This is a genomic window from Flavobacterium sp. HSC-61S13 (assembly GCF_024171535.1).
Classification (GTDB): domain Bacteria; phylum Bacteroidota; class Bacteroidia; order Flavobacteriales; family Flavobacteriaceae; genus Flavobacterium.
Window position 1 is genome coordinate 106,234 of the sequence record NZ_JALJZV010000007.1, and the last position, 17,196, is coordinate 123,429.

The 17,196-nt window shown below is 36.4% G+C and carries 17 protein-coding genes; 2 read left to right on the top strand and 15 right to left on the bottom strand.

The features are described from left to right. Positions 1-10: 10 nt before the first annotated feature. Positions 11-484 (bottom strand): DUF6495 family protein, encoded by a 474-nt coding sequence (locus L1275_RS08785; protein ID WP_253471906.1) that lies wholly within the window; start codon positions 482-484, stop codon positions 11-13. 261 nt (positions 485-745) lie between these two features. Between L1275_RS08785 and L1275_RS08790 the strand changes: the two genes are divergently transcribed. Continuing rightward, positions 746-1,216, top strand: a complete 471-nt coding sequence (locus tag L1275_RS08790) for a DinB family protein (RefSeq protein ID WP_253471908.1) — start codon at positions 746-748, stop codon at positions 1,214-1,216. Between the two features lie 33 nt (positions 1,217-1,249). Here L1275_RS08790 and L1275_RS08795 read toward each other — a convergent pair whose 3' ends face one another. From L1275_RS08795 to L1275_RS08840, 10 genes are all read right to left on the bottom strand, one after another. Next, positions 1,250-2,221 (bottom strand): YafY family protein, encoded by a 972-nt coding sequence (locus L1275_RS08795; protein ID WP_253471910.1) that lies wholly within the window; start codon positions 2,219-2,221, stop codon positions 1,250-1,252. A 153-nt stretch (positions 2,222-2,374) separates the two neighbouring features. After that, positions 2,375-2,818: a 50S ribosomal protein L9 gene (rplI, locus tag L1275_RS08800; protein ID WP_253471912.1), complete on the bottom strand. Its 444-nt coding sequence runs from the start codon at positions 2,816-2,818 to the stop codon at positions 2,375-2,377. A 15-nt stretch (positions 2,819-2,833) separates the two neighbouring features. Continuing rightward, the gene (rpsR, locus tag L1275_RS08805; protein ID WP_219293237.1) at positions 2,834-3,133 is read right to left on the bottom strand and encodes a 30S ribosomal protein S18; all 300 of its coding nucleotides are present in this window, start codon (positions 3,131-3,133) and stop codon (positions 2,834-2,836) included. Between the two features lie 2 nt (positions 3,134-3,135). Beyond that, positions 3,136-3,477: a 30S ribosomal protein S6 gene (gene rpsF, locus L1275_RS08810; RefSeq protein ID WP_219293129.1), complete on the bottom strand. Its 342-nt coding sequence runs from the start codon at positions 3,475-3,477 to the stop codon at positions 3,136-3,138. Between the two features lie 179 nt (positions 3,478-3,656). Next, positions 3,657-4,652, bottom strand: a complete 996-nt coding sequence (locus tag L1275_RS08815; RefSeq protein WP_253471914.1) for a hypothetical protein — start codon at positions 4,650-4,652, stop codon at positions 3,657-3,659. A 230-nt stretch (positions 4,653-4,882) separates the two neighbouring features. Then, positions 4,883-7,333, bottom strand: coding sequence for a primosomal protein N' (gene priA, locus L1275_RS08820; RefSeq protein WP_253471915.1), 2,451 nt, complete (start codon positions 7,331-7,333; stop codon positions 4,883-4,885). Positions 7,334-7,449: 116 nt separating this feature from the next. Continuing rightward, positions 7,450-7,878, bottom strand: a complete 429-nt coding sequence (locus tag L1275_RS08825) for a DUF2147 domain-containing protein (protein WP_253471917.1) — start codon at positions 7,876-7,878, stop codon at positions 7,450-7,452. Positions 7,879-7,976: 98 nt separating this feature from the next. Continuing rightward, positions 7,977-8,885 carry a YhjD/YihY/BrkB family envelope integrity protein gene (locus L1275_RS08830; protein WP_253471919.1) on the bottom strand — a complete coding sequence of 303 codons (909 nt, stop codon included), beginning with the start codon at positions 8,883-8,885 and terminating at the stop codon, positions 7,977-7,979. A gap of 21 nt (positions 8,886-8,906) precedes the next feature. Beyond that, positions 8,907-9,767 carry a carboxylating nicotinate-nucleotide diphosphorylase gene (nadC, locus tag L1275_RS08835; protein ID WP_253471921.1) on the bottom strand — a complete coding sequence of 287 codons (861 nt, stop codon included), beginning with the start codon at positions 9,765-9,767 and terminating at the stop codon, positions 8,907-8,909. 86 nt (positions 9,768-9,853) lie between these two features. After that, positions 9,854-10,435 carry a DJ-1/PfpI family protein gene (locus L1275_RS08840; protein WP_253471923.1) on the bottom strand — a complete coding sequence of 194 codons (582 nt, stop codon included), beginning with the start codon at positions 10,433-10,435 and terminating at the stop codon, positions 9,854-9,856. A 495-nt stretch (positions 10,436-10,930) separates the two neighbouring features. Here L1275_RS08840 and azu point away from each other — a divergent pair, with 495 nt between their 5' ends. Then, positions 10,931-11,431, top strand: a complete 501-nt coding sequence (azu, locus tag L1275_RS08845; protein ID WP_253471925.1) for an azurin — start codon at positions 10,931-10,933, stop codon at positions 11,429-11,431. 123 nt (positions 11,432-11,554) lie between these two features. Here the strand turns inward: azu and purB are convergent, their stop codons facing one another. The 4 genes from purB to tilS all read right to left on the bottom strand — a co-directional run bounded on the left by purB (position 11,555) and on the right by tilS (position 17,166). After that, on the bottom strand, positions 11,555-12,901 hold the full coding sequence (gene purB, locus L1275_RS08850) for an adenylosuccinate lyase (RefSeq protein WP_253471927.1): 1,347 nt from the start codon (positions 12,899-12,901) through the stop codon (positions 11,555-11,557). Between the two features lie 112 nt (positions 12,902-13,013). Then, positions 13,014-13,859: a DUF2911 domain-containing protein gene (locus L1275_RS08855; RefSeq protein WP_253471929.1), complete on the bottom strand. Its 846-nt coding sequence runs from the start codon at positions 13,857-13,859 to the stop codon at positions 13,014-13,016. A 14-nt stretch (positions 13,860-13,873) separates the two neighbouring features. Further along, on the bottom strand, positions 13,874-15,856 hold the full coding sequence (locus tag L1275_RS08860) for a protein-disulfide reductase DsbD (RefSeq protein WP_253471931.1): 1,983 nt from the start codon (positions 15,854-15,856) through the stop codon (positions 13,874-13,876). Then, on the bottom strand, positions 15,853-17,166 hold the full coding sequence (gene tilS / locus L1275_RS08865; RefSeq protein ID WP_253471933.1) for a tRNA lysidine(34) synthetase TilS: 1,314 nt from the start codon (positions 17,164-17,166) through the stop codon (positions 15,853-15,855). The genes L1275_RS08860 and tilS overlap by 4 nt, the downstream gene beginning before the upstream one ends. Between the last annotated feature and the right edge of the window lie 30 nt (positions 17,167-17,196).

Sequence of the window (17,196 nt, forward strand, 5' to 3'; positions counted from 1 at the left end):
GTTATAGTACTTATAATTTCAACATTTCTTTAAATTCTCCATACAATACGCCTTCGCTCAAAATCGCTCCTTGCTGTATAATGCCAAAAAGCTCCGCATTGCGATCACCTTCAAATTCTTTAGCTCCGTATTTAACTTCTACTTCATCCGTAAAAACCGCATCACTCAACCACTGCAACCCCTTCTGAGACAAAAAATCAACCTCTGCCTTTAAACTCTTAATCACTATAGTATCAATCTTTGAATCATCACATGAAAATAAAAAAATGTGGTTTTTGGAATAATGCTCCAAGTACTTTGCCTTGGTCAAGACCCCTTCCCAAATCAAATCTGAAAACACATCCAATTCCTGATCTGCCACATGAGGCCTTTGTTCTTTAATCTCATCCCATTCCTTTTTATCAATTTGTTGAGAAACCAAAAAATTGATAAACTCCTGATGCAACTCTTCAAATTGCTCCTTAGTCAAACGACTGTATTTCATAATTAACTATTTAATACTCTAGACCACAGCTTTTATTCGCAACGCATCGAAATCAACACGAAACAAAGCCATAATCCAGGTAATTTGAACTTCTATTTTCTAAAATTCAAAAATACGATACTTTACAATTCTTCTTCGCCTTTTTTAAAAAAAACGCGACGAATCTTTAATTTCAAAAAATATAAAACAGTCGGCGAACTACTGACATACAGTTGTCATTTGGAGACCCTAATTTTGAAAAATAATATTAAATCAATCCTTATGAATACAATCCTTTTATCAAAAGAAGAACTGTTAATCCACTGGCAAGGTCACCGTGCATTAACACGTAAAACAATTGAAGCATTCCCAGAAAAAGAACTTTTTGAATTTGCCATCGGCAATATGCGACCATTTTCAGTTATGGTTCACGAAATACTCGCTATAGGAGTACCTGGTCTACAAGAAATTGTATCAAAAGAAACCGCTGAATTTAAAGAACATACCAATCTTTACAAAACTAAAGACGAACTCTTAGCTCAATGGGATCATGACACCGCAGCAATCAATTCGCAATATGCCTTAATTCCTGAAACAGATTTTCGCGTAGAATTTAATCTTTTTGGGCAATATAAGAATTCAGCGGTAAACAGCATCTTGTACTTTATAGATAATGAAGTACATCACCGAGCTCAAGCTTTTGTCTACTTGCGAGCACTAAACATGACGCCACCTTTTTTCTGGGAGCGTTAAATACAAAAAAATCCAGCTATTACGCTGGATTTTTTATTGCTGTAATTCATCTAGATTTTTGAGGTTTTCTCTAGCAAATACACGAATCGTCTCCTTTAGACTATCGGGTTCCAAAATTTTCGCTTTATCACCAAACATCATATACCAACGTGCAAATCCATTATTTAAGTTTGAACACATAAAAGTCACTTCTACTTGATCACCTTTTTCAACTTCACTGTGAAAACCAAAATAATCACGTTCCCACTTCAAATGTTTTACCACTTCCTGATCTACGGAAATCCGCACCTTCACTAGAGTTTCCAAATCTTGTTGTTGTTTCTCCAAATAAAACTCTAAAGGCTTATGCTGCCTCTCAAACGGCTTTGCTGTTAAATCAACTCGATGTACCCGATCCAATCGAAATTGCCTGTAGTCCAAACGCAAATGACAGTAAGCAACAAAATACCAAAAGCCATTTTCATGAAAAACTCCAACAGGCTCCACCTCCCTGACAGACGGCACCGACGCCTCCACACTTTGATAAGAAATAGACAAACATAAACGAACCGATATTCCTTCAAACAATACCGACAAACCCTCAGGCAGCTCTTGATTAAACAACTCTGTTTTTGAACGCATCAAAACCTTACTCTCTACCGTCGAGACCACCGCCTTATCCGTAGTTCGCAACATCGCCTTCATCTTATATAAGGCCGAACTAAATTGCCCACTAAGATTTTTATCGAGATAGTTCTTCATCAGTTTTTCCGCCACCCCAAAACTCAAAGCTTCTTCTTTCGTAAAGAGTACCGGTCTCATTCGGAATCCATCAACTAAAGAATACCCAACCCCCACTTCACTATAAACCGGTATGCCCGCCAATTCTAAAGAACGAATATCTCTGTAAATCGTACGAAGACTTACCTCAAAACGATCCGCCAATTCCTGCGCAGTCACCACTTTCTTAGACTGCAATTGAATCATAATCGCCAATATCCGATCGAAACGCTTGTTGATTTCCATGTTGGAATTTTTTATGTTTTAAGGTAAAAATAAATATTTATTCATAAGCAGTGAATAGTAAGCAGTGGAAAGAAGAATTTTGTTCAATTAAAAGTGCTTATAACAAAAAAAGCCTTCTCGTTGGAGAAGGCTTTAATATATCAAATCAATTGATTATTCTTGCTCAGCAATAACTTCGTAAGGAATTTCAATGATTACATCACGGTGAAGACGAACAGTCGCTTCATATTTACCAGTACGTTTGATGATACCAGAAGTGATGAATTTTTTATCGATACTTTGACCATTTTTAGCAAAAACCTCAGCAAGATCATTATTAGTTACAGAACCAAATAATTTCTCTCCACCAGCTTTAACTGTGATCTTAATATCCAAAGCTTTAAGAGCTTCAGCGATAACATTCGCATCAGCAATAACTTTAGCTTCTTTATGAGCTCTTTGCTTTAAGTTTTCAGCCAATACTTTCTTTGCAGAAGGTGTAGCCAAAATAGCAATCCCTTGAGGAATTAAAAAGTTACGCCCGTATCCCGGTTTTACCGAAACCAAGTCATCTTTAAATCCTAATTTTTGTACGTCTTGTTTTAAAATAAGTTCCATAGTTTTCGCCTCTTTTTATTTTAATAAATCAGCCACATATGGCATTAATGCTAAATGACGAGCTCTTTTAACAGCTACAGAAACTTTTCTTTGGTATTTCAAAGAAGTTCCTGTTAAACGACGAGGAAGAATTTTTCCTTGTTCGTTTACGAATTTCAATAAGAAATCTGGATCTTTAAAATCGATATATTTAATACCTGATTTTTTGAAACGACAATATTTCTTAGCTTTGTTTGTTTCTATATTTAAAGGCGTTAGATATCTGATATCTCCGTCTTTTTTTCCTTTTGCAGATTGCTCAATAGTCGACATAATAATTAAGCTTTTTTAGATTTTAATTTCTCTCTTCTTCTTTCAGCCCAAGAAATTGCATGTTTGTCCATACTTACAGTAAGGAAACGCATGATTCTTTCGTCACGACGGAATTCAGTCTCTAAAGCGATCAAGATCTCTCCAGTTACTGTGTATTCGAATAAATGGTAAAAACCACTTTTTTTGTTTTGGATTTCGTAAGCCATTTTTTTCAAGCCCCAATCCTCTTTTGATACCATCTGTGCTCCTCTAGAAGTAAGAAATTCTTCAAATTTCTGTACTGTTTCCTTTACCTGAGTTTCAGATAAAACGGGATTCAAGATGAAAACAGTTTCATAATGATTCATAAATATTAGATTTTATTTGTTATAAAATTGGGTGCAAAAATACGTTTTTAAATGATATAATACAAACTTTAAAAAATTCTTTTTCAATTAATACATACTTTAAAAAAAAGGTTGCTTCCAATTTTATCGGAAGCAACCTCAAAGAACTATTTTTTTCTACTCAACAAAAAAAAAATAGCTTATGGCAAAGACTTGATTTTTGCTGCTAGCTCCTCCTCGCTCGCCATTTTTAACTCATCCATCGAAATAGTGATGATTTTATTTTTTTCTAATTTCACTTCTTGAATCGCATAAATCAATTTACCTTGACTTTCCGACACAAAAATAACGTACATATCATAACCAACAGGTCCCCAACCGTAGTGCTCGGTAAAACTTTTAGTTGCAACATCGTATTGATCTAAAAATGCCAATACATCTGTCTCGCCTTTAAACGTAACATATACCGAACTATTTTTATTGTCATATCCATCTGGAACTCGAACTATTACAGCTGCTTTTTCACCTTCTTCTCCAGCAAATCGATCGATGTTTGACCAACCAAAATCTCTTAGATAAACTTGATATTCATTAGTTTCTGCATTAGGGAATACCCCTCCTCCTTCCAAACCAGGATCAAACTCATCCCACTTTAAATTTCCATCGTCACTAAAGTTACCTTTCCACATGGTCATTTCCTGATCCAATCCTCCACTGTTCACAGCAGGAACCGTCATGTTATAGTAGTTCGTTCTTAGCCCAACTCCATATTGGGTAACATTAATAAAAAACTGACCTCCAGTAACCAAAGGTTCTAATCCACCTACTTCATTAATCCCCATTAAAGGTCTATTCGCTAACACCATAGCGGCGCGATCATAAAACTCTATAAATTCTAATTCTACATCTCCTGTAACGGTTTCATCGTTGGTATCAAATAAATTCAATGGATCTATAGTCAAAACCACCCCAGCTTTTGAGGTAAACACAATTCCCTCTTCTGCCTTAAAGCTTTTTCTCTGAGTCATTTTCTCTAAAGCCTCAAGCTGTAGATTTTTAAATGCCGTTGCAGATGGCGGAACCATTCCTGGCACCGGATCAACTGACGGAGGCACCACAACGCCTTCATCATCTGAACAACTTATAAAAAACAAAGCCGCGCAGAAAAAAGCTAAATAATAATTTATCTTTTTCATTTCATTGGTTTTTTAAATTCACAACAAATATATTGAGTCAAAAACACAGCAAATATGATAAAAATCATTATTTAACAATAAAACACCGCCCTTTTATCAAAAAGTAATTGTAAAAAGACCAAAAAAGCTCATTTTTTAAACATTTTAAGCTAAAAAACACATTGCTTTAACTTAATTTTTAAGTGTTGAATTCAAATATTTGGCAGTTTTTATCTGTATTTTTTTATTCACTAATAGAAATCTACATTAGCAGTAACCTTAACCGCACGATATCCACCAACAGCTTCAAAACTTTTTAGTACGCGTTGAATCTGATTTTTGGTAGACATCAATGGTTTTTGTTGGGGTATTTTAATCAGGATCACACGGATATATTGATTTCTAATACGACTAATTGCCGGCTCTTCAGGCCCCAAAACAGGCATATCCAAATGGGTCTTCAACATATTATACACCCAAAAGGACGCTTCCTTGAGTTTCTCAAATTCCCGATGCCTTAAAGTTAAACGAACCAGCCTGTAAAACGGCGGATATTTAAAATTGTGCCGTTCATACATTTGCTCCTTATACATCCCTTCGTAATCATTGTTCGTGACCTGCTGAATAATATTGTGATACGGATTGTAGGTTTGTATAATCACTCGACCTTGTTTATGCTTTCGCCCAGCTCTTCCCGAAACCTGCATCAACATTTGAAAGGCCCGTTCATGAGCACGAAAATCAGGATGAAACAAACTGTTATCCGCATTCATCACTCCGACTAGATTGACATTATCAAAATGCAAACCCTTAGCCAGCATCTGAGTTCCGACTAGAATATCAATTTCCCCTTCTTTAAACGCATCCAATATTTTATCAAAACCGTATTTACCCCTTGTAGTATCCTGATCCATACGGGCAATCTTCTTTTCTGGAAAAAGCTGTTTTAGCTCTTCCTCTACTTGCTCTGTACCAAAACCTTTAGTATTTAAGTCAACACCATTACAAGCCACGCAAGACCTAGGCATCGGCATGGCAAAACCACAGTAATGACAGCGTAACTGATTTTTGTACTTGTGATAGGTAAGACTCACATCGCAATCGGTACACTGGGGCACTGTTCCGCAAGTCATGCATTCCACTACAGGTGAAAAACCCCTACGATTCTGAAAAAGGATAACTTGCTCTCCCAAAGCCAATGCCTGTACGATTTCTTCAATAAGAGTATTGGAGAAATGACCGGTCATCAGTTTTCGCTTGTATTTTTCTTTTACATCCACTAAAACTATTTCAGGTAGAATTACATTGGCGTAACGCTCGGTTAAGCTTACTAAACCAAATTTATTTTGATTGGCATTATAATAACTTTCGAGACTCGGTGTTGCCGACCCCAAAAGTACTTTTGCTCCGTGTATTTTCGCCAGCACTATAGCCGCATCTCGCGCATGGTAGCGAGGTGCCGGATCCTGTTGTTTAAACGTCGCCTCATGCTCTTCATCCACCACCACGAAGCCCAATTGCTCAAAGGGTAAAAAAAGCGATGAACGCGTCCCTATGACAATCCGAGCTGTTACCGACTCTGCCAAGACCTGATGCCAAACTTCCACCCGTTCATTTTGCGAATATTTCGAATGAAAAACAGCTACCTGATTACCATAATATGCCACCAATCGCGTCACCAGCTGTGTCGTCAAGGCAATTTCTGGCAACAAAAACAAAACTTGTTTGCCCGTATTCAAAAACGATTCAATCATTTTGATGTAGATCTCTGTTTTTCCTGAAGCGGTAACCCCATGAAGCAAAACGACATCTTTGGATTCAAAACCGTTTTCGATAGCATCATAAGCCACTTGTTGAGCCGGACTAAGTACAAAGTCAACCTCTTCTCGATCTTTAAAAATCACTCGATCTTCCGTTAGAAAATATTCTTCGAGGATTTCCTTATCCACCAATGCTTTTATCACCGCAGCCGTACTCCCGGAAAACTCCAACAATCTCTTGACAGATAAGGGTTTTCGTTCCACAGCTTTTAGCTGAAAATAACTCAAAATTAGCTCGCGCTGTTTGGCTGCTCGAGACAACAACTCTAACAAGGCATTCAATCGATCTCCTGATTCATAATCATCAATTAACCGAACATAACGCGTTTGCTTGGGTTTGTATTTTTCTATTAATTCTTCTTGTATATAAATCACCTGCTTATCCAGCAGCGCATTAACAATCGGAAAAATGGTTTTTTTATTTAAAATCGACACGATTTCTTCAATTTTCAAAGTCGACTGCAGTTGTAAGGCCTCAAAAATCAAATACTCTTGATCTGTAAGCTCTTTACTATCGATATTTGAATCTGGATTAAGATGAATTAACGTTTCGCTTTCCAACAACAACCTCGATGGCATAGCCGTTCGATAAACCTCTCCCAAACTACACATATAGTACTCTGCAATCCACTGCCACAATTGGATTTGTTTCTCAGTAGCTATCGGACTTCTATCTAATATTTCATGTATTTCCTTGGCTTGATACTGCAAAGGCACCCGGTGATGTTTTTCCAAAACCAAAGCTGTATATACTTTATTCTTGCCAAATGGAACTGCTAAACGCATACCTACCTGTATAAACTCGAACTCCGATTCAGAGACCGAATACGTAAATGTTGCAGATACAGACAGAGGTACTACGACCTCAACAAAATACATCATAATTAAAAAATTGTATGGACAAAGATACACCTTTGTATAAAAAAAAACACTTTTGACAGAGGGCTTCTCTACCAAAAGTGTTTTTCAAATTTTCATTTAAATGTTTACAAATGCATCTATATTCTGACCCATGTTTGCGTTCTTCCCAACAACGATATTCCGAGATATCCACGAACATCTAACTTGTCAATACCGTTGAGTTTAACGGTACACTTATACTCTTTCCCCGTTTGAGGATCGATAATTCTTCCATCGGTGTATTCACCCCCTTTTTTAATCAAACCTTTGATGATCGTCAAACCAACAATAGGCTTGCCTTTGTCAGTTCCAGGACATTTATCACAGACTGGATTCTCAACTGTAGGCTTGATTAACTTGATTACCTTTCCGTAATATTTTCCGCTTATTTCTGTAATTTCAACAATTGACTTTTCTTTCCCAGTAGTATCATCGATAGTTTTCCACTTACCCGTAATACTCTGCGCATTTAATGTTGTCATACTTCCTAGAAACATCACAAACAGAACTAAAATTGAGTTTTTCATAATAATACTATTATTGTTTTAAAATTTATCCCACTACTATTTTCAACACGAGCCTTAGGTAACATAATTCCCTTGTAGCTGTTGGTGACGTCGTATAATCAAATATAACTTTTTTTTCGTTTTAATTTACTAATCGATGCATTTAATTCAAATCCCAGTAGTAAAATCATGCAATTAATCCAAATATAAAACATCAAAACTAATAATGTCCCAATAGAACCATACAATTCATTATAACGGGCAAATCTCAAAACATATATTCCAAAGAAATAGGAAGTAAACACATACAATACCGTTGTAAAAACAGACCCCACGGATATAAAAGATACTTTTTGCATTTCCTTGGCTCCAAATTTATACAAGGTAGAAGTCACCATTAAGATCACAAATAACAAGAATAAATTTCTCGCCCACTGCAACCAAATTTCCATATCCATGATACTGTGCATAATCACCTCCAAAACGACAAATACCGCTACTGTGATAATCAACATAAAAGACAGCATGATAGACAATCCTAAAGCCAATAAATATTGCCGAAACAAACTGTGTGAAATCGTGATATGATAAGAGGATTCAAATCCTCCTATAATCGCAAAAACACCATTAGCCATCAAAAAAATCGACAATAAAAACCCAGAAGACAGTAATGACTTATAACTGTTCGTCATAATATCGTCTAAGATAGACGATATCGCTTCATACGTATTGGGAGGAACAGAACTCGCGATAAATTGCATAAAATCTGCCTGAAAATTCTCTAAAGGAATATAGGGGATCAGATTTAAAATAAAAAGTGCAAACGGAAACAACGCCATAAAAAAACTAAAGGCAATCGAACCAGCACGATATGAAAACGCCCCCTTGACAATACCAGTAACATACAGTTCCAGCAAGTCATAGAGCGAATACCCCTCTAATTTAGGTAGTTTAATGGTCTTTATAAAAGACACCACTTTATTTAGTACCGGTATTTTATCTATTTTATCCTCAATTTCTTTCGACACTCATTTGGTTTTTTAAGTTACTTATAAAACCGCTTTTAAACTCAAATCCATATTCCAAACAGAATGTGTTAAAGCTCCAGATGAAACATAATCAACCCCACATAAGGCATAGGCTCTCACTGTATTTTGATCAATATTACCCGAAGATTCTGTTTGGCATCGACCTTGAATCATTGCGACTGCCTTTTTGGTGGTATCGTAATCCATATTATCTAATAAAATTCGATAAACTCCTTCATTTTCTAATATCTGACTTACCTCTTCTAAGCTTCTGGCTTCGACGATGATTTTTAAATCTTTATTATTTTGTTTTAAATACGCATGGGTCTTTTGAATAGCTTTCGAAATTCCCCCTGCAAAGTCAATATGATTATCTTTCAACATAATCATATCATATAAGGCAAAACGATGATTCTCTCCACCTGCTATTTTTACAGCCCATTTTTCAATAGCTCTAATTCCAGGTGTGGTTTTGCGTGTATCTAATATTTTGGTATCAGTTCCTTCCAGCAAATCTACAAAGACTTTGGTTTTGGTCGCAATTGCACTCATGCGTTGCATAGAATTCAATACCAAACGCTCTGCTTTTAAAATAGATTGTGACCTACCACTAACATAAAAGGCTTCATCGCCAACGGCTACTTTACTTCCGTCAGTAATCAAGACTTCAACGGCCAATTCAGGATCAACATAGTGAAAAATCATCTTTGCAAATTCGACACCGGCTAAAATACCTGCTTCCTTTACCAGCAAACGAGCTTTCCCTACTGCCGCTATTGGAATACAAGCCAAAGAACTGTGATCTCCATCACCTACATCTTCTCTTATCGCATTTTTTATAATGATCTCTAATTCTTCTTGAAACTGTTTTTCTGTAATCATGGTATTAATTTAGTTTTGCTAAAATAAGAAATGTTTTGCACTTCATCAGTCCCTTTTACAAGTCCGTGTCAACAATACCCATGCTTTTAATTTTTTACAATGGCAATTCCCAACATTTTATAAAATTCCTTTAAGATTGCTGGGTGTCCTGGCCAAGCTGGCGAAGTCGTTAAATTACCGTCGGTATACGCTGCGTCAACAGCGATTTCCTGATAATGACCTCCCGCTAACACGATATCTGGTCCAATAGCCGGATAAGCCGTTAATTTCTTCCCTTTTAACACATCCGCAACGGTTAGTATCTGAATACCATGACATATTGCCGCTACCGGTTTATTTTTTTCAAAGAAATATTGTACAAACTTTATAACATCGGGATTTAAACGAATGTATTCAGGAGCTCTCCCACCACATACATACAATCCATCATAGTCTGAAACTTTCACCTCAGAAAAAGTTTTGTTTAAAATAAAATTATGCCCTCGCAATTCCATATACGTTTGAAAACCTACAAAATCATGAACTGCAGTAGCAATAGCTTCATTTGCCTTTTTGCCTGGGCAAACTACATCAACTTCTACACCTACCGAAAGTAAGGCCTGAAATGGAACCATAACTTCGTAATCTTCAACAAAATCTCCTGCTAACATTAAAACGCGTTTCTTCATATTCTAGTTTTATTTAAAAAAATTAAGACCCTACTACTATATCGTCGACTGCCTATGTTCACAATAATAATCTTATAAACTGTGATTTAAGCTTGTATACCTTCAGGCTTTCAACTTACTAAATTTAATCTAATTTACTTTAAAATCAAATATTTACGCAATTTAATAACCGTTTTTTAACGGAAAACAAAATTCGATTCCAACTGACACTACTAAAGATTTCAAAATAATCACCAGCTTTTCCAGCCTGAAGTCACCGTAACGCTTTTTCAACAAACAGGAACGTCTCCAAATCACATATAATACTGAAGTAGGCACAGCAAGTCACAGTACAGCACCGGCATAAAATCTAGTATTATGGAGTCCCAATTTAGAATACAGCAGCACACATAAGCACAAGAAAAAAATATTATTATTTTTTTTATAACATGATAATTATCATATCATTGGATGTAAAATACAACTAATTTTACAGTACAAAAATCTAGAAAAAATATGAAAAAAATATTCCTTATCTGTACAATTGGATTAGTTAGTATATCATTATCATCATGTGGAGATAGTAAAAAAACGGAAGCACAAGAAGTAACTGTTAGTCCAGAAGAAAGCGCACCAAAAGAAGGATTTGAAGTGAGCATTTCTGGAGACGACACCATGAAATTTGACAAAACCGAAATCAAAGTACCCGTTGGCGAAACCATCATACTTACCTTACATCATACCGGTAAGATGGATAAAGCCGTAATGGGTCACAATTTTGTGGTATTAAAGACTGGTGTTGATATGGCTGCATTTGCAGAAAAAGCTGCTGTTGCCAAAGACAACGATTATATTCCTGCGTCAGAAACAAACAATATTATCGCCCACACCAAAACAATTGGCGGAGGGGAATCAACTACTATTGAATTTAAAATTACCGAGGCGGGAACCTATCCATTCATGTGTACGTTCCCGGCACATTACGCCTTAATGAAAGGGGAGATTATTGCGGAGTAATAGCGGTTTTTTACCATTAATTCAATTTATTGGGCATCTTGCGAGATGCCCAATTTTTTTATTTTTAATCTTGAGAATGGCATATTCGCCTAAAAGCGCATACGCACATATACCCAGTTTTTTTTAAACAGAAATTCCCAAATAATTACTTGGTGTAATTTGTTTGAGTTCTGCTTTTATTTCATCCGAGACATTAAGCCCTTCGATAAACTGATGCATCGACGCTTTATTGATTCCCGTATTGGTTCTGGTCAAGTCTTTTAGTGCTTCATACGGATTTGGGTATGCCTCTCTTCTCAAAATCGTTTGAATAGCTTCTGCAACCACAGCCCAATTGTTTTCTAAATCTTGAGCAAATTTATCTGCATTTAACAGCAATTTATCCAATCCTTTTAGAGTGGCTTCAAAAGCGATGATTGTATGTCCAAATGGCACACCAATATTACGCAATACCGTACTGTCTGTCAAATCTCTTTGTAAGCGTGACACGGGTAATTTAGCAGATAAATGTTCAAAGATTGCATTGGCAATACCCAAATTCCCTTCCGAGTTTTCAAAGTCAATCGGATTGACTTTATGTGGCATAGCCGAAGAACCAATTTCTCCTGCTTTAATTTTTTGTTTAAAGTATTCCATGGAAACATAGGTCCACACATCGCGATCCAAATCCAACACGATGGTATTGATGCGCTTTAAAGCATCAAAAAAGGCAGCAAAGTGATCATAATGTTCAATTTGCGTGGTTGGAAAAGAGTGTTTTAAACCTAAGTTGGTTTCGACAAAATCATTTCCAAATTGTCTCCAATCCTGTTTCGGATAAGCCACGTGATGAGCGTTAAAATTACCGGTAGCTCCACCAAATTTAGCTGCAAAAGGGATGTTATTCAACAAGCGAAGTTGTTCTTCCAAACGCTCCACAAAAACGTGAATCTCCTTTCCTAAACGAGTTGGAGATGCAGGCTGTCCATGTGTACGCGCGAGCATCGGTATGTCTTTCCATTCCAAGCTAAGCGCTTTTAGTTTATTGACCAGCTTGATAAAAAGCGGCATATAAACTTCCTGAAAAGCTTCTTTGGTTGAAAGAGGTATGGCTGTATTGTTGATATCTTGTGACGTTAAGCCGAAATGAATAAATTCTTTATAAGCTTCTAAACCCAATTGATCAAAGGCTGCCTTAACAAAATATTCAACGGCTTTGACATCGTGATTGGTAGTCTTTTCTGTTTCTTTAATTTCCAATGCATCCTCTGTAGAAAAGTTCTGATAAACCTTGCGCAATTCTGGAAAAACAGTTGGAGAAACTCCTTGTAATTGTGGCAAAGGTATTTCACATAAAGCGATAAAATACTCGATTTCGATTAATACGCGATATTTAATCAGGGCTTCTTCAGAAAAATAAGCAGCTAAAGAATTGGTTTTATTTCTATAACGACCGTCGATAGGTGAAATAGCATTCAGTTCTGTTAACATAAAATAAGGATGTGTTGTTAAGATGCAAATATAAACTATTAATAAGAAAACGAGAAAGGAAACTCCCGTTAAGCTAAATGAAAAAAGGCTGTCTTACCGACAGCCTTTTTTTTTATTTTGACCACTCTAATATAGAGTCTTTGTTCATTTTGATATAATCGGCATTGTTTGCTTTTTCTGCCATGGACAGCGATTTTTTTGCTGTTTCTATCGCAGCTTTTTTATCTCCTGACTTCGCTTGGATCTGTGATTTTAGTCTCACGAAATAATAAGGAGCCTCGTCACCTTTCAGCTCGATAGCCTTATTAATCCAATTTAAAGCCTTATTCATGTCTTTATTGATCAAGAAGTAGTATTGTGCTGCCGCATAATAATCCACTGCTTTAGGACCCGCTAAAACCTCATCGATACTCGCTAAAGCCAATTTCTCTGACGGTACTTCAATACGAACAGCTACCATGGTTTTTTCCCAAGAAATTTCCAAATCAGCCGCATCGACATTGACATTATTTATAGCTAATGTAAAAGTCTCCACGTTACGAGTTAAAGCAATCGGTTTTACCGTAGTTTTTAAGGCTACTTTAGAATCATCCCATTTTTCAGGTAGTCCCCAGTTGTTGGTATTGGCGTAAAAAATCACGTCCCAAGATTCCGCTTTTGGAAGGGTATACAATGCGTAAGTCCCTTTTTTTAATGTTTTCCCATCGATAACAACATCATCACCGAAAGTAATCATGGTATTGACATTAGCACCCGTTCTCCACATTCTTCCGTAGGGAACCAAATCTCCAAATACAGAACGACCACGCATATTCGGTCTGGTATAGTCGATACTGATATCCGTAAGCCCAACAACCTGTTCAATTTTTGCTTTGGTACTCATTTGTGGTACTTGAACCTGTGCCGTTCCAAAATAGGAAGTCATCAGTAAAGCCACTAAAGCGATTTTATTTTTCATGATCTCTATATTAATTATTGTTTCTTACTACTTCCTTCTATTAGCCAATTTTTGTAAGTCGGTACATCTGGCGTATATCCGATCGGACTGTTTAATGCCTTTTCATCAGAATCTAAAACAATGTAATAAGGCTGTGCATTGGCTTTGTAATGTGTAATTTGAAAATCACTCCACTTATTACCAATAGTCTTAATTTTTCTTCCCGTTTCAGGTGATATATATTGTTCCGCCTCTGGTAATTCCTTTTTATCGTCTACATAAAGAGAAATTAACACAAAGTCCTTTCTCAGTAAAGATAATACTTCTGGATCCGACCATACGTAATCTTCCATTTTACGACAGTTGACACATGCAAATCCTGTAAAGTCCAATAAAACAGGTTTATTTACTGATTTAGCATAAGCTATTCCCTTTTGATAATCGGTAAAGGCAATCAAATCATGGGCACCCAATTTAGCACCGTCTGGTAATTCTACTTCAGTAGAAGCACCACCGCCTTTGGAATTACCTACTCCATATGGGCTTTCACTATAGGTCATTGGAGGAGGGAATCCTGAAATGATTTTTAGTGGAGCACCCCACAATCCTGGAATTAAATAAATTGTAAAGGTCGATACCAACAAAGCCATCGCCAAACGTCCTACTGAAATATGATCCATCGGACTATCGTGTGGCAATTTGATTTTTCCTAATAAATATAAAGCCCAAGCTCCAAATATCGCGATCCAAATAGCTAAGAAAACTTCTCTTTCCAACCAATGAGCTTGCAAAACCAAATCCGCATTAGATAAGAATTTAAAGGCTAAAGCCAACTCTAAGAAACCTAGAGAAACTTTAATCGTGTTTAACCATCCACCTGATTTCGGCATAGAGTTTAACCAACCTGGGAACATCGCAAACAACATAAATGGCAAAGCCAATGCAGTTGAGAAACCCAACATTCCTACGATCGGAGCAATTCCGCCTTTGGAAGCCGCTTCAACTAACAAAGTCCCTACGATAGGTCCTGTACAAGAAAAAGAGACTATCGCCAAAGCTAACGCCATAAACAAAATGCCAATAAACCCACCGCGATCGGCCTGAGAATCGACTTTATTTGCCCATGAATTTGGTAGCATAATTTCGAATGCTCCTAAAAATGAGGTAGCAAAAACCACCAATAAAACAAAAAATATGATATTAAACCAAACATTGGTTGATAAAGCATTAAGCGAATCTGCTCCAAAAACAGCGGTCACTATAGTACCCAATACCACATAAATCAAAATGATTGATAATCCATAAAAAATGGCATTACGAATACCTTTAGCACGGGTTTTACTTTGTTTTGTAAAGAAACTCACCGTCATAGGAATCATCGGGAATACACAAGGGGTTAACAAAGCTGCAAATCCAGATAAAAATGCGATAAAAAAGATTTTAAACAATCCCTTTTGCTCTTCTTTTACTGGCTTAATTGGTGTAACCGCCTGATTTTCTGAACCCGCTGTAGTAGTAGCAGTTACGGAATCAGCAGCATCTTCGAAGTTTTTAACTTCCGAGGAGCTCATGGTCGCAAGATCAAATACAAAAAAGTTACTTTGACTGATACAAACTTCATCACAAACTTGATAAGCTAATTCTAATTGAATGTTTTTAAGGTCTTTATTGGTTATTTTAATTTCTTGAACCAATTTAACAGGTCCATCAAAGTAGGTTTCATCTACTTCAAAAACATCGTTATAAGCCGTTTTAGTCGCACTCTCTTTTGCTTTTCCAGCAATGAGGTAATTCCCTTTTTCATTATTAAACAACAATTCTGCTGGTAAAGGTCCTCCTTCAGCTGTGAATTGTGAGTACATATGCCAATTCCCATCTACTACACCGTCGAGGGTAATCACATATTCCGTTTCTGATTTTTTTTCTATTTTAGATTTCCATTTTGCCGGATTGACAATCTGTGCCTGAACCGTAATAATGGAAACTAAAAAAAGTAGCAAATAGGCTAATTTTTTCATTTGATTAATTGAATTTTTAAAATGTTTTTAGTTGTACTTTTTATCTTAAATCGATCATCCATTCGACCACCGACAATCCATACAATTTGAGTTTCAGAACACAAGATCCAAGCTGATTCTTTTTCAATTTGAGAATATTTCTCATCTTTAAAATACTTACTTAGCTTTTTAGATCCGTGCATTCCCAAAGGATAAAAAGAATCGCCTTCACGCCACTTTCTAAGCAGCAAGGGAAACTTTACTTGATCTTTATCTATAAAAATAATGTCTTTATCTTCATAGGCTAATCGTTCATTTTGTTGTTCATTAGATATAATTATTGGTTTAGTTATAGTTTCATTTTCATAAAGTTCGTATACCTGCTTATCATCGTCCAAAACACTTTTTGGTGCCAATATCAACTGCTCTCTATTTTTTAGCAAAACAGCTGTATCAGAAAAAATCATTTTACCGGTAGGCGCATCTACTAATACGTCGACATCGTCCCAGTTCTTAAATCCGAACGGCAACAACCAGTGATGTAAGTAAGCCAGATAGTTCCCTCGTGTTTTTAATGCTGCAATGGAGAAATACCGCGTTTCTCCCTCTTCAATAACAACTCGATCATAAAAATCTTTTGAAGCATCTTCAATTAGGCTATGTGCCTCGTTTAAATACATCATCGAATTTTTAAACGAATTCAAAAAACCCGCATTGCTCTTTTTAAAAATTGGCACGACTTCTTTTCTAATCTTATTGCGCAAATATTTGGTTTCTGCATTGGTATGATCCTCACGCCAATCCCATCCATTCTCCCTAGCATGTTGCTCAATTTCTTCTCTAGAAAAAATCAATATTGGACGTACAATTTTATGATTTTGTTCGGGAATTCCCATCAAACCATCCAAACCTGTACCCCGAGAAAAATTGATTAGGAAAGTTTCAACAGAATCATCTAAATGGTGTGCCGTTAAAAGAAAATCGAGTTTTTTGTCTAACAATAAGGTATCAAACCATTGATAGCGCAAGTCTCGCGCTGCAATTTGAATCGACACTCCATTTACTTGGGCATACTGCTTTGTATCAAAACGGATGCCAAAAAACGGAACTCCCAATTGTTTACACAATTGTTTTACAAATTCCATATCGCCATCACTCTCTTTATCTCGCAATTGAAAATTACAATGCGCGACAGCAATATCCATCTTTAATTCTGCAAATAAACGCAACATCACGATACTATCAACTCCTCCGCTAACCGCCAACAAAAGTTTAGCCTGTTGCAAATGCGGAAATCGATTCTGAACGTGAGTTTTAAGTTTTACTAACATTTTACAAATTAAAGTCCTCAAAGTAACATA